This is a genomic window from Streptomyces sp. NPDC059256, assembly GCF_042753785.1.
Classification (GTDB): domain Bacteria; phylum Actinomycetota; class Actinomycetes; order Streptomycetales; family Streptomycetaceae; genus Streptomyces.
Genome location: NZ_JBHYZO010000011.1, coordinates 71,119 through 89,557, shown reverse-complemented (window position 1 = coordinate 89,557; position 18,439 = coordinate 71,119). Strand labels below are relative to the sequence as shown.

17 protein-coding genes and 1 tRNA gene are annotated in these 18,439 nt (G+C 69.8%); 10 read left to right on the top strand and 8 right to left on the bottom strand.

Annotated elements, in window-relative coordinates:
• Positions 1 to 48 precede the first annotated feature (48 nt).
• Positions 49 to 558, bottom strand: coding sequence for a gluconokinase (locus ACFXJL_RS22980; protein WP_358878263.1), 510 nt, complete (start codon positions 556 to 558; stop codon positions 49 to 51).
• Between the two features lie 144 nt (positions 559 to 702).
• Between ACFXJL_RS22980 and ACFXJL_RS22975 the strand changes: the two genes are divergently transcribed.
• Positions 703 to 1,434 carry a FadR/GntR family transcriptional regulator gene (locus ACFXJL_RS22975; RefSeq protein ID WP_384695190.1) on the top strand — a complete coding sequence of 244 codons (732 nt, stop codon included), beginning with the start codon at positions 703 to 705 and terminating at the stop codon, positions 1,432 to 1,434.
• Positions 1,435 to 1,534: 100 nt separating this feature from the next.
• On the opposite strand, the gene phsA is transcribed toward ACFXJL_RS22975, so the two are convergent.
• Positions 1,535 to 3,316: an O-aminophenol oxidase PhsA gene (gene phsA, locus ACFXJL_RS22970; protein ID WP_384695343.1), complete on the bottom strand. Its 1,782-nt coding sequence runs from the start codon at positions 3,314 to 3,316 to the stop codon at positions 1,535 to 1,537.
• Between the two features lie 414 nt (positions 3,317 to 3,730).
• Between phsA and ACFXJL_RS22965 the strand changes: the two genes are divergently transcribed.
• Together ACFXJL_RS22965 and ACFXJL_RS22960 are read left to right on the top strand one after the other, a co-directional pair.
• Positions 3,731 to 4,816 carry an S-(hydroxymethyl)mycothiol dehydrogenase gene (locus ACFXJL_RS22965; protein ID WP_358878260.1) on the top strand — a complete coding sequence of 362 codons (1,086 nt, stop codon included), beginning with the start codon at positions 3,731 to 3,733 and terminating at the stop codon, positions 4,814 to 4,816.
• Positions 4,816 to 5,454 carry an MBL fold metallo-hydrolase gene (locus tag ACFXJL_RS22960; protein WP_384637411.1) on the top strand — a complete coding sequence of 213 codons (639 nt, stop codon included), beginning with the start codon at positions 4,816 to 4,818 and terminating at the stop codon, positions 5,452 to 5,454. Before ACFXJL_RS22965 ends, ACFXJL_RS22960 begins: the two co-directional genes overlap by 1 nt.
• Here the strand turns inward: ACFXJL_RS22960 and ACFXJL_RS22955 are convergent.
• Positions 5,439 to 6,377 (bottom strand): pseudouridine synthase, encoded by a 939-nt coding sequence (locus ACFXJL_RS22955; RefSeq protein ID WP_384695187.1) that lies wholly within the window; start codon positions 6,375 to 6,377, stop codon positions 5,439 to 5,441. The two genes, ACFXJL_RS22960 and ACFXJL_RS22955, sit on opposite strands and share 16 nt — an antisense overlap.
• 167 nt (positions 6,378 to 6,544) lie before the next feature.
• A tRNA-Leu gene (locus tag ACFXJL_RS22950) sits at positions 6,545 to 6,632 on the bottom strand.
• Positions 6,633 to 6,881: 249 nt separating this feature from the next.
• Between ACFXJL_RS22950 and ACFXJL_RS22945 the strand changes: the two genes are divergently transcribed.
• The 3 genes from ACFXJL_RS22945 to ACFXJL_RS22935 all read left to right on the top strand — a co-directional run bounded on the left by ACFXJL_RS22945 (position 6,882) and on the right by ACFXJL_RS22935 (position 9,592).
• Entirely contained in the window at positions 6,882 to 8,204 is a 1,323-nt protein-coding gene (locus ACFXJL_RS22945) for a M20/M25/M40 family metallo-hydrolase (RefSeq protein ID WP_358878323.1), read from the top strand.
• A 213-nt stretch (positions 8,205 to 8,417) separates the two neighbouring features.
• Positions 8,418 to 8,651, top strand: coding sequence for a chaplin ChpH (chpH, locus tag ACFXJL_RS22940; RefSeq protein WP_329016436.1), 234 nt, complete (start codon positions 8,418 to 8,420; stop codon positions 8,649 to 8,651).
• A gap of 140 nt (positions 8,652 to 8,791) precedes the next feature.
• Positions 8,792 to 9,592, top strand: a complete 801-nt coding sequence (locus ACFXJL_RS22935; RefSeq protein ID WP_384695184.1) for a chaplin family protein — start codon at positions 8,792 to 8,794, stop codon at positions 9,590 to 9,592.
• A gap of 190 nt (positions 9,593 to 9,782) precedes the next feature.
• Here ACFXJL_RS22935 and ACFXJL_RS22930 read toward each other — a convergent pair whose 3' ends face one another.
• Positions 9,783 to 9,971 carry a DUF5703 family protein gene (locus ACFXJL_RS22930; protein WP_329016431.1) on the bottom strand — a complete coding sequence of 63 codons (189 nt, stop codon included), beginning with the start codon at positions 9,969 to 9,971 and terminating at the stop codon, positions 9,783 to 9,785.
• Between the two features lie 47 nt (positions 9,972 to 10,018).
• On the opposite strand from ACFXJL_RS22930, the gene ACFXJL_RS22925 reads away from it, so the two are divergent.
• Entirely contained in the window at positions 10,019 to 10,678 is a 660-nt protein-coding gene (locus tag ACFXJL_RS22925) for a hypothetical protein (RefSeq protein ID WP_358878256.1), read from the top strand.
• Positions 10,679 to 10,774: 96 nt separating this feature from the next.
• Here ACFXJL_RS22925 and ACFXJL_RS22920 read toward each other — a convergent pair whose 3' ends face one another.
• Positions 10,775 to 13,141: a helix-hairpin-helix domain-containing protein gene (locus ACFXJL_RS22920; RefSeq protein WP_384695181.1), complete on the bottom strand. Its 2,367-nt coding sequence runs from the start codon at positions 13,139 to 13,141 to the stop codon at positions 10,775 to 10,777.
• The gene (locus ACFXJL_RS22915; protein ID WP_329016423.1) at positions 13,138 to 14,121 is read right to left on the bottom strand and encodes an aldo/keto reductase; all 984 of its coding nucleotides are present in this window, start codon (positions 14,119 to 14,121) and stop codon (positions 13,138 to 13,140) included. Before ACFXJL_RS22915 ends, ACFXJL_RS22920 begins: the two co-directional genes overlap by 4 nt.
• A 153-nt stretch (positions 14,122 to 14,274) precedes the next feature.
• Between ACFXJL_RS22915 and ACFXJL_RS22910 the strand changes: the two genes are divergently transcribed.
• The gene (locus ACFXJL_RS22910; RefSeq protein ID WP_358878254.1) at positions 14,275 to 15,324 is read left to right on the top strand and encodes an LLM class F420-dependent oxidoreductase; all 1,050 of its coding nucleotides are present in this window, start codon (positions 14,275 to 14,277) and stop codon (positions 15,322 to 15,324) included.
• Between the two features lie 345 nt (positions 15,325 to 15,669).
• Positions 15,670 to 16,455 carry a ferritin-like domain-containing protein gene (locus ACFXJL_RS22905; protein WP_358878252.1) on the top strand — a complete coding sequence of 262 codons (786 nt, stop codon included), beginning with the start codon at positions 15,670 to 15,672 and terminating at the stop codon, positions 16,453 to 16,455.
• Between the two features lie 83 nt (positions 16,456 to 16,538).
• On the opposite strand, the gene ACFXJL_RS22900 is transcribed toward ACFXJL_RS22905, so the two are convergent.
• Positions 16,539 to 17,612 carry a magnesium and cobalt transport protein CorA gene (locus ACFXJL_RS22900; protein ID WP_358878322.1) on the bottom strand — a complete coding sequence of 358 codons (1,074 nt, stop codon included), beginning with the start codon at positions 17,610 to 17,612 and terminating at the stop codon, positions 16,539 to 16,541.
• Positions 17,613 to 17,710: 98 nt separating this feature from the next.
• Here ACFXJL_RS22900 and ACFXJL_RS22895 point away from each other — a divergent pair, with 98 nt between their 5' ends.
• Complete coding sequence (locus ACFXJL_RS22895) at positions 17,711 to 18,430, top strand: histidine phosphatase family protein (protein ID WP_358878251.1); 720 nt, start codon at positions 17,711 to 17,713, stop codon at positions 18,428 to 18,430.
• The last annotated feature ends 9 nt before the right edge of the window (positions 18,431 to 18,439 follow it).

Sequence of the window (18,439 nt, the reverse complement as noted above, 5' to 3'; positions counted from 1 at the left end):
ACAGAAGGGGGACGGGTGCACGGGTGGGGAGAGGGCGGAGCGGGTTGGTCAGGCGTCCAGTCGGCGCAGTTCGACCACTGCCCTGCCGGCGATGTCCTCGGGGGTGCCCGACACATCGACGGCGACACCCCGCTCGTCCTGCTCCAGCGGCTGGAGGGTGGCGAACTGGGAGTCGAGGAGTCTCGTCGGCATGAAGTGGCCCTTGCGCTCGGCCATCCGCTGCTCGATGAGCGCCCGGTCGCCGGTCAGATGGAGGAAGACCGCGTTCGGGGCAGCCGCGCGCAGCCGGTCCCGGTAGGCGCGCTTGAGGGCCGAACTGGAGACCACCCCACCCGACCCGGCCCGTTCGTGCGCCCAGCTTCCGATCGCGTCCAGCCACGGCCAGCGGTCGGCGTCGTCCAACGGAACGCCGGCCGACATCTTGGCTATGTTCGCCTCGGGGTGGAAGTCGTCGCCTTCGGCGTAGGGAACGCCCAGCGCATCGGCGAGCAGGGGACCGATGGTGGTCTTGCCGGTTCCTGCGACGCCCATCACCACGACGACGTGGGGGGTGGTCATCTCATGCCTCGCTGTCTTGAGTCGACGCCGGTGTCGACATCTGTCCGTCGCGCTACTGAAACCTATTACGTACGACATATTCAAGAGGTCGAGATCTAAACGTCATACTTTTTCTGCGTGAGGGATGCCACGTACTCTTGCCCCATGACCACAGCGGGCCAGACGGCCTCGGCGGGCCAGGGCCTGCACACGCATGTACTCGACACCCTGGGCCTCGCCATCACGGCCGGCGAGTATCCGCAGGCCAGCGTGTTGCGCACCGATGAGATCGCCCAGCGCTTCGACGTCTCGCGCACGGTCGTCCGCGAGGTGGTCCGCGTCCTGGAGTCGATGAGCCTGGTGGAGTCCCGGCGTCGGGTCGGGGTCACCGTCCGCGCCATCGAGGAGTGGAACGTCTACGACCCGCGCGTCATCCGCTGGCGCCTCGCCGGAGTCGACCGCCCACGGCAACTGCGCTCCCTCACCGTGCTGCGCTCGGCCATCGAGCCGGTGGCCGCCGGCCTCGCCGCACGCCACGCCACCCCCGAACAGTGCGCCGAACTGACCGCCTGCGCGCTGGGCATGGTCGCGACCTCGCGCGGACACCAACTCGACGGTTACCTCAAGCACGACATCGCCTTCCACCGGGTGGTCCTCAACGCCTCCGGCAACGAGATGTTCGCGCGGCTCGGCGATGTGGTGGCCGAGGTCCTGACCGGGCGCACGCATTACCAGGTGATGTTCGACGACCCGGATCCGGCGGCGGTGACCCTGCACGTCCAGGTCGCCGAGGCGGTTCGCGCGGGGGACGCCGAACGGGCCGAGCGGATCACCCGTGAGATCGCCGTGGGTGCGCTGGCAGAGCTGGACGTTCTGGCACCCGACCCGTCCGGGTGACGTCCGCGACCCCGGCCGAATGAGCCCGCACCCGTTCCCTCCCAGCCCGAAGGGCCCCACGGGGTGACCCGCGGAGCCCTTCGCCCACTCGATCGATCACTCAGGCGTGATGGCCGCCGTGTCCGGCGCCGTGGTCGAACTTCAACGCCTCGGGAGGCATCACCACGAAGGGCCGCATCATTCCCATGTCCTCGTGCTCCAGCAGGTGGCAGTGGTACATGAAGCGCCCGTACGCCCCGTCGAAGTGCCCCATCACCTTCACCGACTCCGCGGCGGTCACCCGGAAGACGTCCTTCCAACCCTGCTCGTTGGGCGGCACGGCAAGCGGTCGGCCCGGATCGAAGGTGATGGGACGACGGGTCCCGCCGAGCACCGGATCGAAGCCCGTCACGTCGTACGCCTCCCGGGCCAGCACCTGGAAGTCCGCCAGATGGATGTGCATGGGATGCACCACGACGCTCAGATTGAGGAAGGACCACTGCTCGTAGCTGCCCTCGCCGATGGTGAACCCGAGCCCGTCGTTGAAGGTGCGCGACGTGCGTCGATAGGTCCGCAGCTTCCCGTCGGAGCCCTTGACCTGGACGATGCCCTCCGTCGGCGCCGTGATCGCGGCGGCCTCCACGTCCTTCAGCTCCGCCATCTCCCAGATCTCGGGATGCCCACCGCCGCCGACCGTCGCCGGTGGGGTCAGCACGATCAGCCGATGACCGTGGTCGACGTGGTCATGGTCGAAGCGGCGGAAGGAGCCCGAGATCATCGAGGGCAGCGAGAACCGGCTCGGCCGCTCGCACTTGTCCACCCGGAACTCCATCACCTGCGGATGGGGAATGCTGTCCGCGAGGTCAGGCACCCCGGGCGGCTGATTGCGCCCCTTGTTGACCAGTCGCACCTTGCGTCCGGCCAGCTTGCGGAAGTCGATCAGCAGGTCGAACCGCTCGGCGGGCGCCGCGATCAGGGGCGCGCCGCCGATGAAGTCGTGTGTCACCGTTCGGGGCAGCAGCCCGCCGTCGCTACCGATCTGGTGCACCACCCCCGGCACCGGGTCGCCGTCCTCGTCGACCAGGACCAGGTTGTAGACGCGTGCGTTCGATGCGTTCACGAGCCGGAACCGGTACCAGTCGGCATCGACGTCCAGATGCGGCCAGATCACCCCGTTCACCGTGGAGTACGGACCCACGAACGGCAGCGTCACCGGCTTGCCCGTCTCCGGGTGCTTGGCCACCAGGATCGAGGTCTTGTGGAGCAGCCGTCCGTTGAGCCTCCCGTCGGAGTCGGTGTCGATGTTGCGGTCGGCGAGGATCAGGGGCATTTCCCGTTCCCCGGACGGCAACCCCAACGCCTCCTCCTCGTCATCCCTGATCAGATAGGTGCCGACCAGCCCCGCGTAGACGTTCCAACGGGTGATGTTCATCGCGTGGTCGTGGTACCACCACTGTGCGGCGGCGTGGTCGTTCGGGTACTCCGACAGTTGGGCGTCACCGAACCCAACGGCGTTGTCGGCCCAACCGTCGTTGCCGCCGCCGGTCTGTGCGCCGTGCAGATGCGTCACCGACCATGCGGGCAGGGCCGCGACCTCCTTACTGGGCTCCACTCCCTCGCGTCCCGGCCGGTTGTGGGGGAGCGGCTGCCCCGGACGGGCGGGCCCCACCTCCACGGCGGTCACCGGGAACTCGCTGCCCAGGGGAATGCGGTTGGTCCAGGCGATGCGGATGCGCTGTCCGCGCCGCACCTCGATGGTCGGGCCGGGCACGCTTCCCTCGTAGCCCCACATCAGGGTCGGCGGCAGTTGGGAGTGCATCCGCACCCAGGTCGGGCGCAGCGCGATCTCGATCTCCCGGCGGACGTCCGGCTCGTCGGGCCGCAGTACCGGGGGCACCGGCATCGCGTCCAGATAGGGCGTCAGCTCCCGGCTGCCCCCGGCCGTGGCCTGCTCGATGATGCTCTCGGTGATGGCGTGGGCTGGGATGCCCGCCCATGCGGCGGCGCCCGGCCCGTCCGGTGTCGTTCCGCGCTGCTGTTCGACCGATGCGCCTGGTCCTGACGCGGCCTGCTGTACGGTCTCGGTCACTTCGGTCATACGTTCCCCCGTAGTCCCGTGTGTCGTGTGAACGGCTGCTGTGTCGTCGGTTCGCACTCCAAGACTTGTCCTGATCTGCTGGAGTTGCCCGTTCCGGACAATCTGGCCGATATAACACCCGTATGGCCCAGTGTGTAACGTGCATACGAGCCATCGCGGCGCGCCGCCGTGACGGGCCGTAGGGTGGCCTGTCGACGCGTGAAGAAAGGCAGGTCTTTGATGTCGCAGCAGGTGTTGGGTGTCATTGCCCCGGGCAAGAACGAGCCGGTGCGGGTGGAGACGATCGTCATCCCCGACCCGGGCCCGGGCGAGGCCGTGGTGAAGGTGCAGGCGTGCGGCGTCTGCCACACCGACCTCCACTACAAGCAGGGCGGGATCAACGACGACTTCCCGTTCCTGCTGGGCCACGAGGCGGCCGGTGTCGTCGAGTCGGTCGGTCCCGACGTCACCGATGTCGCCCCCGGGGACTTCGTCGTCCTCAACTGGCGCGCCGTCTGCGGCCGGTGTCGTTCCTGTCTGCGCGGCCGTCCCTGGTACTGCTTCGACACCCACAACGCCCGTCAGAAGATGACCCTCCTCGACGGCACCGAACTCTCACCCGCGCTCGGGATCGGCGCCTTCGCCGAGAAGACCCTGGTCGCGGCGGGCCAGTGCACCAAGGTCGACCCGGAGGTCTCTCCCTCCGTGGCGGGCCTCCTCGGCTGCGGCGTCATGGCCGGCATCGGCGCCGCGATCAACACCGGCGAGGTCGGCCGCGGCGACTCGGTCGCCGTCATCGGCTGCGGCGGAGTGGGCGACGCGGCGATCGTGGGCGCGCGGCTCGCGGGCGCGGCACGGATCATCGCCGTCGACATCGACGACCGCAAGCTGGAGACCGCCCGGACCATGGGCGCCACCCACACCGTCAACTCCCGCGGAACCGACCCCGTCGAGGCGATCCGTGAGCTGACCGGCGGCAACGGCGCCGACGTCGTCATCGAGGCCGTCGGCCGCCCCGAGACCTATCAGCAGGCGTTCTACGCCCGTGATCTGGCGGGCACGGTCGTCCTCGTCGGCGTTCCCACGCCCGATATGAAGCTGGAACTGCCGCTGATCGACGTCTTCGGCCGCGGCGGCTCACTGAAGTCGTCCTGGTACGGCGACTGCCTGCCCTCCCGGGACTTCCCGATGCTGATCGACCTCCACCAGCAGGGCAGGATCGACCTCGGAGCCTTCGTCACCGAGACCATCGGACTCGGCGATGTGGAAGCCGCGTTCGACCGTATGCACCACGGTGACGTGCTGCGTTCGGTGGTGGTGTTCTGATGGCGCAGGGACCCGCCCGCATCGACCATCTGGTCACCGCAGGAACCTTCTCCCTCGACGGGGGCACCTGGGACGTCGAGAACAACGTCTGGATCGTCGGGGATGACACCGAGGCCATCGTCATCGACGCCGCACACGACGCAGCGGCGATCGAGGCCGCGCTGAACGGCCGTGCGCTCCGTGCGATCGTGTGCACCCATGCGCACAACGACCACATCGATGCCGCTCCCGCGCTCGCCGCGGCCACCGGGGCACCGATCCTGCTCCACCCCGACGACCTGCCGCTGTGGAAGATGACCCACCCCGACCGGGCCCCCGACGGTGAACTGTCGGACGGTCAGGTCCTGACCGTGGCCGGTGTCGAGCTGACCGTGCTGCACACCCCGGGCCACGCCCCCGGCGCCGTCTGCCTCTACGCCCCGGCCCTGGGGACCGTCTTCACCGGCGACACCCTCTTCCACGGAGGACCGGGAGCCACCGGGCGCTCCTTCTCCCACTTCCCGACGATCATCGACTCCATCCGGGAGCGGCTGTTCTCGCTGCCCGAAGAGACCGTCGTACGCACCGGGCACGGGGACTCCACCACCGTCGCGGACGAGTCACCGCACCTCGCGGAGTGGATTCACCGGGGCCACTGAGCCAGTCGCAGCCGGCTCTCGAAACGACGCGCCCCACCCGTCACCGGATCGGTGAACTCCAGCACCTTCGCCAGGAGCTGGAGGGGGCGGTCGTATTGCTCGTGATCGCCGGGGCGCTGCTCGTGCACCGTGGGATACAGCGGATCGTTCAACAGGGGCAGTCCGATGCCGCTCATGTGGACCCGCAGTTGATGAGTGCGCCCGGTCGTCGGCAACAGCCGGTATCCGCCGAGCTGTCCGCTGTGGGCCACCAACTCGATCCGCGTCTCGCTGTTCGGCTCGCCGTCCTCCTCATAGGCGGCGAGCACCCCCGGCTCCTTGACGATCCGATTGCGCACGGTCTGCGGCAGCACCACCCGCGGGTCGTAAGGAGCCACCGCCTCGTACTCCTTGCGTACCCGTCGATCGCGGAACATCGTCTGGTAGGCGCCACGGTCATCGGGGCGTACGACGAACAGCACGAGACCCGCGGTCAACCGGTCCAGTCGGTGCGCCGGTTGGAGCAGGGGCAGCCCCAGATCCCGGCGCAGCCGCGCCACCGCCGTCTCCGTGATGTGGCCTCCCCGCGGGGTGGTGGCGAGGAAGTGCGGTTTGTCGACGATCAGCAATCGCTCGTCCCGATGGACCACCGTCACCTCGAACGGCACCCGTTCCTCGCCGGCGAAGTCCCGGTGGAACCAGAGGTACCGACCGGGGGCGTACGCCTCGTCCGCGGCCACCGGCCCGTCGGCGTCGACGACACGTCCCCCGTCGAAGAGCGCCCGCACCTGCTCCGGCCCGATCGCCCGCGCGTACCGCGCCACGAAGTGGTCCAGCACGGTCGCCCACGCGCCCTCCGGATCAGCAGGCAATCGGACCCGCACGGGGTCGATGCCCTCCCGCTGGGGGAGCGGGGCGGGCGGGGGCGCTTTTCTCCGTCTCACCCCGTGACCCTATGCGTCCGCCCGATGGGCCCCGCCCAGCCGGGACCGAGCGGAACCCCGGCCGACTAGGCATCGCGCGGTTCCGTGTCGAACGCCACGGTCGACCGGGCCGCAAGGAACACCGGCCGCCAAAAACAGAAGAACCCCAGATCAACTGGGGTTCCTACTGGTGTCCGAGGGGGGACTTGAACCCCCACGCCCGATAAAGGGCACTAGCACCTCAAGCTAGCGCGTCTGCCATTCCGCCACCCGGACAAGGTGTCTGCCGCCTGGCCCGTGGCCGCTGCGACGTGGAAAACCATAGCAAACATTCGGAGTGCTCGATCACGCCCGTCCGTCCGCAGTGAGGGCCCCGTACGGGCGTCCCGTGCGACGCGGTTGGCCCCGCTCGCCCGGCACCACCCGCCCGCGGGGGGTGCGACCCTTGGGGACCTCGATCCGTCGCGGGAGGATGGGTCGGAACCACCAGCAGCGAGAGCGGGAGGAATCAGCGTGAGCGAGTCCGTGAGCGAGTCGACGGCCCGTGCCGTCTCGGGCCAGGACGAGGTCGTCGACCTCTGCCGTGAGCTGATCCGGATCGACACCAGCAACTACGGGGACCACTCGGGTCCCGGCGAGCGAGCCGCCGCCGAGTACATCGCGGAGAAGCTCGCCGAGGTGGGGCTCGAACCGAAGATCTTCGAATCCCATCCGGGCCGTGCCTCCACCGTCGCCCGGATCGAGGGCGAGGACCCTTCCAGGCCCGCGCTGCTCATCCACGGCCACACCGACGTCGTACCGGCGAACGCCGACGACTGGACCCACCACCCCTTCTCCGGCGAGATCGCGGACGGCTGTGTCTGGGGGCGCGGCGCCGTCGACATGAAGGACATGGACGCGATGACGCTCGCCGTGGTGCGCGATCGGTTGCGCACAGGGCGCAAGCCCCCGCGTGACATCGTGCTGGCCTTCCTCGCCGACGAGGAGGCCGGCGGCGCCTACGGAGCGCGTTACCTCGTCGACAAGCACCCCGACCTCTTCGAAGGCGTCACCGAGGCGATCGGCGAGGTCGGCGGCTTCTCCTTCACCGTCAACGAACAGCTGCGCCTCTATCTGGTGGAGACCGCCCAGAAGGGCATGCACTGGATGCGGCTGACCGTCGACGGCACGGCGGGTCACGGTTCCATGACCAACAACGACAACGCCATCACCGAACTCTGCGAGGCCGTGGGCCGCGTGGGCCGCCACAAGTGGCCGGTGCGGATGACCAAGACCGTACGGTCCTTCCTGGACGAACTGTCCGACGCCCTCGGCACTCCGCTCGACCCCGAGGACATGGACGCCACCCTCGCCAAGCTCGGCGGCATCGCCAAGATGGTGGGCGCGACCCTGCGCAACTCCGCCGCGCCCACCATGCTCGGCGCCGGCTACAAGGTGAACGTCATCCCCGGGCAGGCGACCGCCCATGTCGACGGCAGGTTCCTGCCGGGGTACGAGGAGGAGTTCCTCGCCGACCTCGACCGGCTGCTCGGCCCGCGCGTCAAGCGGGAGGACGTGCACGGTGACAAGGCACTGGAGACCAGCTTCGACGGCGACCTCGTGGATGCGATCCAGTCGGCGCTCAGGGCCGAGGACCCGATCGCCCGGGCGGTCCCGTACATGCTGTCCGGCGGCACGGACGCCAAGTCCTTCGACGACCTCGGCATCCGCTGCTTCGGCTTCGCGCCGCTCAAGCTTCCCCCGGAGCTCGACTTCGCGGGGATGTTCCACGGGGTGGACGAGAGGGTCCCGGTCGACGGCCTGACCTTCGGGGTTCGGGTGCTCGACCGCTTCATCGACGCGAGCTAGGCGTACGGCCCCGTGAGGTCGGGGAACCGCATCCGCGCCGGGCGCCGGCCTGGCCGGGGGCGGTGTGCTGAAACGACACTCCCATAATCGTCAATGTGTGCGTGACTGACTGAGAAGAGTGAAAGGCCCCGACGGCTGGTAGCCCCATCCGTCCCTCCTCGTTACAGGTGATGCGGTCCGCGGCTGGGACCGCATTGCCAACGAGGAGGAATAATGATCAAGAAGATCGTCGCCGCTGCGGCTGCCACGGGTGGCCTGGTTCTCGCGGGTGCGGGCGTGGCAATGGCCGACGCCGGTGCCCAGGGCGCTGCGGTCGGTTCCCCCGGTGTGATCTCGGGCAACGTCATTCAGGTTCCCGTCCACGTGCCGGTCAATGTGTGCGGCAACACGATCTCCGTGGTCGGGCTGCTCAACCCCGCCTTCGGCAACACCTGCATCAACTCGTGACGTTCTGAATCGACCCTCAGGGTCTGGGTTTGAACCCGGGCGGTCCCGGAGTGCTCGCCATGCACCCCGCGACCACCCGGGCTTTCCGCTTTCGGGCGACGGGCCCGGAGGCAGACCACAAGAAGGCAAGGAAACAACCTATGCGACAGGTCACGCGCAAGGGCCTGATCACCATGGCCGCCGCAGGCAGCGCCATGGCGCTCGGCGGATACGCACACGCGGACTCCGGAGCTTTCGGGGGAGCGTCCAACTCCCCGGGCGTCGCCTCCGGGAACTCGGTCCAGGTGCCGGTGAACGTTCCCGTCAATGCATGTGGGAACTCCGTCAACGCGGTCGGCATCCTCAACCCGACCTTCGGCAACACATGCCGCAACGACTCCTCGTCCCAGGGCCGACCCGCGCCCGGCAACACCTCCCCGGGAGGCGGTGTGCAGACGGGCGAAGGCCAGACCACCGGCGGTGGCGCGGTGGCCAGCGGCGTCACCAGCAACTCTCCGGGGGTGCTCTCCGGCAACAACGTCCAGGCCCCGGTCGATGTGCCGGTCAACGTCTGCGGCAACTCCGTGAACGTGGTCAGCGCACTCAACCCGACCTTCGGCAATGACTGCACCAACGCCTCGTCCGTGAGCCGGCCGGGCAACCCGCAGCAGCCGCCCGTGACCCCCGTGACACCGGCGAAGCCGCGGCCCGTCGAGCCGCGCCCGGGCAACCCCGTCGAACCCAGCAAGCCGCGGCACGTGCCCCCGAACACCGGTACGCAGACCAAGCCCGAGGCGCCCCAGGAGCGGACCGTCAAGCCTGCGACACACTCCGTCGCGGACAACGACGACTCGGGCACGCTGGCGGCGACCGGTGTTCACACGCTGGGAGTGGCCGTTCCGGCCGGTGCGGCGATGCTCCTGGCCGGAGCGGTGCTGTACCGGCGCAACCGCGCCGCCTGAGAACGGGACAGCCCTTGAGGATGCCCGGGTAGCGCCTTCCCGACGGAGGGCGGTCCCCACCACGGCCGTCGGCGCGTACGACACTCATCCCCGTCGCTGCGCGCAGCCGTAGGGAACCTCCGGGCAGACGAGCGAGAAGGAGCGGAGCGGGTTCCGGGGTGCCGGGGCCTGCTCCGTACTGATGCGGTGCTCACCAGGTGGCGCGCACCTGGCGGATGATACGGCGGCGCAACCGCACCCTGCGGCTGCCGTCGCGGTGCAGGGTGAGTCGGTCCAACTCCCAGTGTGCGTACTCGGCATGGTCGGTCAGCAGGCGGGTCGCCTCCTGGCGGGAGACCCCGCGCGGGACATACACATCGACAAATTCGTATTCCGGCATCGCATCTATTGTGCGGGCATGGGCCCGGTACGGATAGCGTCTGCACTATGTCTGATGCTGCGCAGCCCACCGCTGCCGAGGTACGTGCCGCCGCCGAGGCCGTCAAAGCCGCACTGGACCGTCACCTCGCGGCGGTCGAGAACCGCACGGGAGACGACGATCCTGCCGTCTACGACGCGTTCAACGCTCTGGCCGTGGCGGCGGAGACGTACGACGAGCGCCTCTACGACCGCTACGACGAGGTGACACCCTTCGAGATCCCCGGGGCTGACGAGTCGCTGCCGCCGTACACGGGCCCGGACGAACCCAACGCCCTCAGTGTGCTGATCCGCCGCGACTACGCGGTGGTGGAGCCCCAGCGGCTCCTCGCACAGGCACAGCGCATCACCGCGGCCGATCCCGACGAGGGGCTGACGCGGGACGGCCGGTCCGCGGCCGGCAGTGTCCATGCGGCACTCGGCGTGCTCTTCGGTGAGTACGAGCCGGACGAGATCGTCTCGCAGCACAAGGAGTTCGGTCTCGAAGAGGGCGACTCGACCCTGTGGGTGTCCGCCCTGGACGAGCTCCCGGAGGCGGGGGAGTGGCTGACCAACCCCTTTGAGCAGGCGGACCCGCAGCGGGTGGTGATCCGCTTCGACGTCAGTGCCGTCTTCGACGAGGACGACCTGGGCGAGGACCTCGACGACCTCGACGAAGCCGGCCTCTGACCCGCCGCCCGCCCCGCCGGGCCGGTCGCCGCGCCGTCCGCTGAGGGTCCGATCCCCCGTGCGTTCGCGGGACCGGACCCTTTGCGCATCCTTGGGCTATGCGCCCGCGGTCTCGTCCACCCGCTCCGGCTGGAGCAGCCCTTCGAGCAGGGTCCGTAGCCGTGTGGTGCGCTCCTGGGCGGGGACCTGGGCAACCGCGTGCGACAGCGCCTGGTCCACCCCGTGCACCACGGAGAGATGGCGCGAGGCCCGACCGAAGGCCGTGTACACCCAGGGCCTGCTCAACCCCGGGGCGGCGTCCTTGGACAGGACCACCACGGCAGCGGGCCACCGCATACCGGCCGCCTGGTGGGCCGTCATGGCCCAGCCGTGGCGCACGACGGCGTCGACCCGCTCCCTCGGCACCGTCACCCGTGCTTCCCCGCACTCCAGCCGCAGACCTTCGGCGTCCGCCGAGACGACCGTGCCCGGCAGGGTCCGGCCGATGGCCGGGGCATAGGCGATCCGATCGCCCGGATCGAAGCCCCCGAACCGACCGGGGCCCGGATTCAGCCGTTGCTTCAGCGCCGCGTTCAACACCCTGGTGCCGGCCGCGCCGCCGTGGCCGACCGTGATGACCTGGGTCTGCTCGGTCGGCACCCCGATCGCCCGCGGTACGGAATCGGCGACCAACTGCACCGTGCGGTGCACGGCCTCGCCCGCATCCCGCACCGGCACGATGACGACCTCCTTGTCGGGTGCCGCCACGGCGCAGAGCTCCCCGGCACCGATCCCGGAGACCAGCTCACCGAGCGGGCCGGGATCGGGTGTCCGCGAAGCCACGGTGGGGCACACCCGAGCCGCCAGCAGGTCGGCAAAGACCCGCCCGGCGCCGGCCGAGCCCAATTGGCCCGGGTCGCCGCTGAGCAGCAGCCTGCTCCCGTCCGGCAAGGACTCCACCAGCATCGCTGCCGTCTCCACGTCGAGCAGAGGGGCGTCCAGCACCACCAGGAGGTCGAGTACCAGCGCACCGTCCCCGTCCCGGCCCGGCCCTTCGGCGCCGGAGAGCAGCCCGGCGACGGTGACCGTGTCGCCCTCCTCGACACCACGACCGTGTCCGCTGTGGAATGCGACGACGCAGCGCAGCCCCAATCCGGTCGCGGCGGTGGCCAGTGCGAGCGGCTCGGCGCGTGCCGCCTCCGCGCCGGTGTGAACCACCAGACCGCTCGCCGCCAGTGCCCGGGCCAGCTCGCCCGGCGCTGCCTCCCAGCGGTCGTCCCCCTCCGCACGGGCCAGTCGGGCCAGGCCGTCCGCAAGGCTCTCCTCCGCCAGCGCGTAGCGGTCGAGCCCCCACAGCACCGGGGTTGCCGCAACGGTCTCGTCGGCGGTCTCGGCGTCCTCCGGTGCGCCCTCTTCGGAGAAGTCGTCTCCGGAGTCGTCGAAGAGCAGCACCACCCCGTCGGCCGCCGCGCTCCGCAGGGCCTCCTCCGGTTCGGGCACCGCGTGCTCGGCCAACGCAGCACACAGGGCCGAGGACTCCAGGGCGGTGTGTCCCCGCAGGGCGGAGCGCTCCAGCTGCCAGACCACCAGAGCAGCGGTCCGACGCTCGTCTCCCGGACCGCACGCATCGCCGAGCAGTGCCCGGGCGAATCCATCGGCCTGCTGGGGCAGCACACCGGGCACGGCCAGCAACTGCCAGGGATCGTCCTTGAGCCGTGCGGCGGCGGTGTCCCCGAGCACATCCGCGACCTGTACGGCGAGGCCGTCGGGTGCACCCTCGCCGAGCACGGCCCGGACGGCCGCGACGGTCTCGGGTGTGCTCGGTCGCCCCGCGGCGGCCGGTGTAGACGACGACGCCGATCCCGGCGCCCGGACGGACGGGGTACGCGATGGATCGTCCGCGGGTGTCCTGGCCTGGGCGGGGGAGGGGAAGAAGGCACGCCCGGTGGACTCCCCGCTCTCGACCGCCCGCACGGCGGCCAGCAGGTCGGCCGCCTGTCCGCGGAGCTTGGTCCCGCTTGCGATGGGCCCCTCCTTCTCGGCCTTGCGCTGCTCGATGCGCTCCCGCAGCTCCTGCTGGGCGAGCAACTCGGCCGCTGCCTCAGAGGTCTCAGCGCTCGCGGTGCCGGTTTCGGGGGTATCAGTTTCTGCCGCTCCGGTCTCTGCAGCCCCGGTCTCCGTCGCCCCGGTTTCTGCCGCGCCGGTTTCTGCTGTGCTGGTCGCCGACGTATCGGTCTCCGGCGTTTCGGGAGTGTCGGTCGGTTCGCTCGGCGCTGACTCGTCCGCACCGGGGTCGGCCGCCTCCGCCACGGTCTCCGGATCGCCCGCTTCGGTGCCGGTCTCGGTGCTGATTTCGGTGGGCCCTTCGGTGACCGTCGCGGCGGCGGGGTCGCTCGGCGCGGCTTCGGACACCGCCGCGGGTGCGTCGGTGGAGGCGGGCTCAGCATGGGGACCGGGGCCCTGCCCCTGGGATGACGCGGTCACAACATGCTCCAGTCCTGGTCGGGATAGCGGTGCACGGGCGCCGACACATCGTCGAGGGCCCGCCGGATCTCGTCAGGAAGCGTAAGCGCCTCCACTGACAGTGCGGCGACGAGTTGCTGCGCGTTGCGCGCGCCGACGATCGGGGCCACGACTCCCGGCCGGTCCCGCACCCAGGCGAGTGCCACCTGCAACGCCGTCGTCGCCAGCCCGTCCGCCGCGGTCAGCACGGCCTCCACGATGCCGTCCGCGGTCTCGTCGAGATACGGCTCCACGAAGGGACCGAGGACCTCTGACGCGCCCCGTGAGTCCGACGGCGTGCCGTGGCGGTACTTCCCGGTCAGCACACCCCGACCAAGTGGTGATGACGGCAGTAGGCCGACGCCGAGATCGAGCGCCGCGGGCAGTACCTCCCGCTCCACTCCGCGCTGGAGCAGCGAGTACTCCATCTGGGTGCTGGCGAGTCGGGTGCGCGGCCCCGGCGATGCGAGCTGCCAGGTCGCCGCCTTTGCCAACTGCCAACCGCAGAAGTTCGACACGCCGGCGTAGCGGGCCCGGCCGCTGCTCACCGCGATGTCCAGCGCCTGCAACGTCTCGTCCAACGGGGTCAGTGGATCGAACGCGTGGACCTGCCAGAGGTCGACGTAGTCCGTCCCCAGCCGGGCGAGGGAATCGTCCAGTGAGGCCAGCAGATGCCCGCGCGAGGTGTTGAAGCGGCGGTCGGGGTCGAGCACGCTGCCCGCCTTGGTGGCTATCACCAGATCGCGTCGGGGCACGAGCCGCTCGATCAACTGCCCGAGCAGATACTCCGCGTCCCCGCCCCCGTACACATCGGCGGTGTCGACCAGCGTCCCGCCCGCCTCCCAGAACGCCTTCAACTGGTCGGCGGCGTCGTGTTCATCGGTGTCCCGGCCCCAGGTCAGGGTGCCGAGACCGATCCGGGACACGCGCAGGCCGGTGCGGCCGAGATGCCTCTGCTCCATGAGCGCTGAGATTACTGGCCGGGCGGCGACATCGAGAGACCCTGTGGATAACCCACCCGTCGCCGACCAGCCCCATCGCCCCCTGACGGATCGCCGGTCCGGGCGCTAGAGTCCCCGGAACAGAGAAGTTACTGATCGGTAAGAGGGAGTGTTATGCGACTCGGCATCAACCTCGGCTACTGGGGCGCGGGGATGGACGGCGACAATCTGGCAGTCGCCCAGGAGGCCGACCGGCTCGGCTACGACGTCTGTTGGGCAGCGGAAGCCTATGGATCCGACGCCCCAACCGTCCTCGCCTGGGTCGCGGCACACACCGAGCGCATCGACGTCGGCTCCGCCATCCTCCAGATCCCGGCCCGCCAGCCCGCGATGACGGCCATGACCGCCGCCACCCTCGACTCGCTCTCACGCGGCCGGTTCCGCCTCGGCCTCGGCGTCTCCGGTCCCCAGGTCTCCGAGGGCTGGTACGGCGTGAAGTTCGACAAGCCCCTCGCCCGCACCCGGGAGTACGTGGAGATCGTCCGCAAGGCCATGGCCCGCGAGCGGCTCTCCTACGAGGGTGCGCACTGGACGCTGCCCCTGCCCGACGGCCCCGGCAAGCCGCTCAAGCTCACCGTCCACCCCGAGCGCGAGCACATCCCCCTCTACATCGCCGCGATCGGACCCAAGAACCTGGAACAGACCGGTGAGATCGCCGACGGTGCGCTGTTGATCTTCCCGTCGGCAGACCATCTGGAGGAGACGGCGATCCGCCACCTCCGAGCCGGACGGGCCAAGGCAGGCAAGACGATGGACGGTTTCGACGTCTGCCCCACCCTGCCGCTCGCCCTCGGCGACGACCTCGACGCGCTCGCCGATGTGTTCCGCCCCTACACCGCCCTGTACGTCGGCGGCATGGGCAGCCGCCAACAGAACTTCTACAACCAACTGGCCCGGCGCATGGGGTACGACAAGGCTGCGGCGGAGATCCAGGACCGTTACCTCGCCGGCGACAAGGACGGTGCCGCCGCTGCCGTCCCGAGGGAACTGATCGACTCCACCACCCTGCTGGGTTCCGTCGAGCGGATCGCGGACCGCATGCAGCAGTACGCGGCGGCAGGAGTGACCACCCTGACCCTGGCCCCGGCCGGGTTCACCCTCGATGAGCGCCTCGCCGCGCTGCGCGCGGGCACCGCCGCCCTGGAGCGCTCGGGCCTCGCCTGAAACCGCCACCCGGTCCCCGGGGACCTCGCGGGAGCACCGTACGCCCGGTGCTCCCGCGAACGGCCTCCGTCCGACACACTCCGGATGGCACTGACGACACGTACGACACCGCTGGCCCTGACTGCAACCGACCGCAACCGACCGCAGGGACCGCACGGACCGCAACCGACCGCACCGACGGGTACCGGTACCACTGATGGCCTCACATCGCCTCTGATGAGCCTCCACGACCCCTGATGTCGTCCGTTTGGCGCAGTTGGCCGACGCAGATGTTGCCCCGCACCCGGTACCGCACTTGACTCCTTCTTTGCGGACCCTTGCGGACGCCTTCAGGAGGTGGCAGTGATGCTTTCGGCTCGAAGCCTTTTCCAGGAGATCATCGACCACGACGACTCCTTCCAGCTGTTCTGCTCCATCGCCGCCAGCGGCGAGGCCCAGGGAGGTTGGGAGAACGGCCGCATCGCAGCCCTGGTGCCCGACGCGATGGCCGATCTCGCGCCCAAGATCGCCCGGCACGGCGCGGACGAGGACAAGCACGGCCGGATCTTCGACGCGCTCCTGCACAAGCGGGGGCTCGAACCCGTGCCCGTGCCCCCGGAGACCGACTACACCATGCTCCTGGAGCGCCACGGCATCGGCCTCCCCCATGACAAGCTCCGTCGTGAGGAGCCCCTGACCGAGAAGGACATCGTGGTCTACCTGGCACACAGCCGGGTCACCGAGCAGCGTGCGGCCGACCAGATGGACATGCTGGTCAAGCACTTCGGCAACCACCCGGAGTTGGGCAAGGCCATCCGGATGATCTGCAACGACGAGGACAACCACCTCGCGTACTGCCATGAGGAACTGCTCCGCCTCGCGGCTGCCGGACACGGGCGCACCATCCAGGGCGTGCTGCGTGAGAGCGCCCTGACCGAGATCAAGGTCTACCGTGACGTCAGCCTCGCCGTGATGGCCGAGATGGGTCGGGTGCTGCGCTGGCCACGCGCCAAGTCGGCGGCACTCACAGCCGGCATCCAGGCCATGTACGGCTACGAGAGGTTCGGCGGCTGGCATCGAATGATCAGCCTGCGGATGCCGGAGCGGCGGGGAGCCCTCGATGGACCCCCCACCGTCGCCCCGGCATTCTGACCTGCCCGGTTGTCCCTGGTGGACGCTCCGACCGGCCCGCCGAGCCGGTCGGAGCCCGCACGCCCCGGCTCCCTGGCTCCGGCCTACAGCCAGCCTCGGCGTTTGAACAGTCGGAAGAGGCTGTAGACGGTTCCGCCCATCAGGACCAGCACCGCGGGATAGGACCACACCCATCCCAGTTCCGGCATATGCGCGAAGTTCATCCCGTAGATCCCCGCGACCATCGTCGGTACGGCCGCCATGGCGGCCCAGGCCGAGATCTTGCGCATGTCGTCGTTCTGCCGGACCCCCTGTTGGGCGAGGTGCGCGGCGAGGATGTCGGAGAGCAGTCGGTCCAGTCCCTCCACCTGTTCATTGGCCCGGGTCAGATGGTCGCTGACGTCCCGGAAGAACGGCTGTGAGCGCTCGTGGACGAACGGCACCCCCGCCCCCGACAACCGGGCCATGGGGGCGGCCAGCGGACCGGTGGCCCGACGGAACTCCAGCACCTGCCGCTTGAACACATAGATCCTGGCGGCCGTGGGCGGGCCGGCCGTTCTGTCGTCGCCTGCCCGGATCCCCGCGGCCTGCTGTGCCTTCTGTGCCTTCCGCGCCCGCCGGGAGTGATGGACCTCCTTCCGGGCCGGGGCGAAGACCTCGGCCTCCATCTCCTCCAGGTCCACCTGCAACTCCGCCGCCACCTCGATGTACTTGTCGACCACCGCGTCACTGACCGCGTACAGCACGGCGGTGGGGCCGTGCGCCAGGACCTCGGGCTCCGCCTCCAGACGTTGGCGTACGGCGGCCAGCGGAGAGCTCTCCCCGTGACGGACCGTGACCACGAAGGAGTCGCCGACGAAGACCATCAGCTCGTCGGCGGTGACGGTGTCCGATTCCGGCTCGTACGCCACCGGCTTGAGCACCATGAACAGGGAGTCGTCGTAGACCTCCAACTTGGGCCGCTGATGGGCCCGCAAGGCATCCTCCACGGCCAGGGGATGCAGCCCGAACTCCTGCTTGACCAGGTCGAACTCCTTGTCGGTCGGCTCGTGCATACCGATCCACAAGAAGGCGTCGCCACTCGACCTGGCCTCGGCGAGCGCATCGGAGAGATCGGCCGGGCCCTCGGTGCGGCGCCCTTCGCGATAGATGGCGCAGTCGACGATCACGGCGCGTATTCTTCCGCGCGGACCGCCCCTGCGCACCCCGGCGTCGGCCTTCGCCTGCCGTGCCCCGAAGGGTCGGGTCGGCGCCGACACGACCTAGGCTTGCGGACATGGCCACGTTGATCCTGGTACGCCACGGACGCTCCACCGCGAACACCGCAGCGGTACTCGCGGGCTGGACCCCGGGTGTCCATCTCGATGAACACGGCGCCGCCCAGGCCGCCGCCCTGCCCGAGCGCCTTGCCGCGCTGCCGCTCGCCGCCGTGGTCAGCAGCCCCCTCGAACGCTGCCTCCAGACTGTGCAACCCCTGCTGGACGCCCGTCCCGAACTGCGGATCCAGACCGACGAGCGGGTCGGCGAATGTCACTACGGGGACTGGTCGGGGCGCAAACTTCGTGAACTGGCTGACGAACCGCTGATGCAGGTGGTGCAGCAGCATCCTTCTGCGGCGGTGTTTCCTGGTGGCGAGTCCATGCGTGCGATGCAGGCGCGGGCCGTCGACGCCGTACGCGACTGGAATGAGCGCATCGACGCCGAGCACGGTGAGGACGCGGTCTATGCGATCTGCTCGCACGGGGACATCATCAAGTCGATCGTCGCGGACGCACTCGGCATGCATCTCGATCTCTTCCAGCGGGTCCATGTGGAACCTTGTTCCGTGACAGCGATCCGTTACACCCGTACGCGGCCATTTCTTCTGCGCCTGGGGGACACGGGTGAACTGGGCTCGCTGGCGCCGCGCGACAGGGACCACCGAGAGGCCGGGAGCACCGGCGCCGCCGGTGATGACGGCGAGGCCGTCGTCGGTGGCGGCACGGGCACCGCGTGATCGCCTGGC

Excerpts from the sequence above, each read along its gene's own strand:
- chpH (WP_329016436.1), top strand. The coding sequence starts at position 8,418 with ATGATCAAGAAGATCGTCGCCGCTGCGGCTGCCACGGGTGGCCTGGTT.
- ACFXJL_RS22925 (WP_358878256.1), top strand. The coding sequence starts at position 10,019 with ATGTCTGATGCTGCGCAGCCCACCGCTGCCGAGGTACGTGCCGCCGCC.
- ACFXJL_RS22915 (WP_329016423.1), bottom strand. The coding sequence starts at position 14,121 with ATGGAGCAGAGGCATCTCGGCCGCACCGGCCTGCGCGTGTCCCGGATC.
- ACFXJL_RS22910 (WP_358878254.1), top strand. The coding sequence starts at position 14,275 with ATGCGACTCGGCATCAACCTCGGCTACTGGGGCGCGGGGATGGACGGC.
- ACFXJL_RS22930 (WP_329016431.1), bottom strand. The coding sequence starts at position 9,971 with ATGCCGGAATACGAATTTGTCGATGTGTATGTCCCGCGCGGGGTCTCC.
- phsA (WP_384695343.1), bottom strand. The coding sequence starts at position 3,316 with ATGCCGGTGCCCCCGGTACTGCGGCCCGACGAGCCGGACGTCCGCCGG.
- ACFXJL_RS22980 (WP_358878263.1), bottom strand. The coding sequence starts at position 558 with ATGACCACCCCCCACGTCGTCGTGGTGATGGGCGTCGCAGGAACCGGC.
- ACFXJL_RS22960 (WP_384637411.1), top strand. The coding sequence starts at position 4,816 with ATGGCGCAGGGACCCGCCCGCATCGACCATCTGGTCACCGCAGGAACC.
- ACFXJL_RS22965 (WP_358878260.1), top strand. The coding sequence starts at position 3,731 with ATGTCGCAGCAGGTGTTGGGTGTCATTGCCCCGGGCAAGAACGAGCCG.
- ACFXJL_RS22975 (WP_384695190.1), top strand. The coding sequence starts at position 703 with ATGACCACAGCGGGCCAGACGGCCTCGGCGGGCCAGGGCCTGCACACG.
- ACFXJL_RS22895 (WP_358878251.1), top strand. The coding sequence starts at position 17,711 with ATGGCCACGTTGATCCTGGTACGCCACGGACGCTCCACCGCGAACACC.
- ACFXJL_RS22935 (WP_384695184.1), top strand. The coding sequence starts at position 8,792 with ATGCGACAGGTCACGCGCAAGGGCCTGATCACCATGGCCGCCGCAGGC.
- ACFXJL_RS22905 (WP_358878252.1), top strand. The coding sequence starts at position 15,670 with ATGCTTTCGGCTCGAAGCCTTTTCCAGGAGATCATCGACCACGACGAC.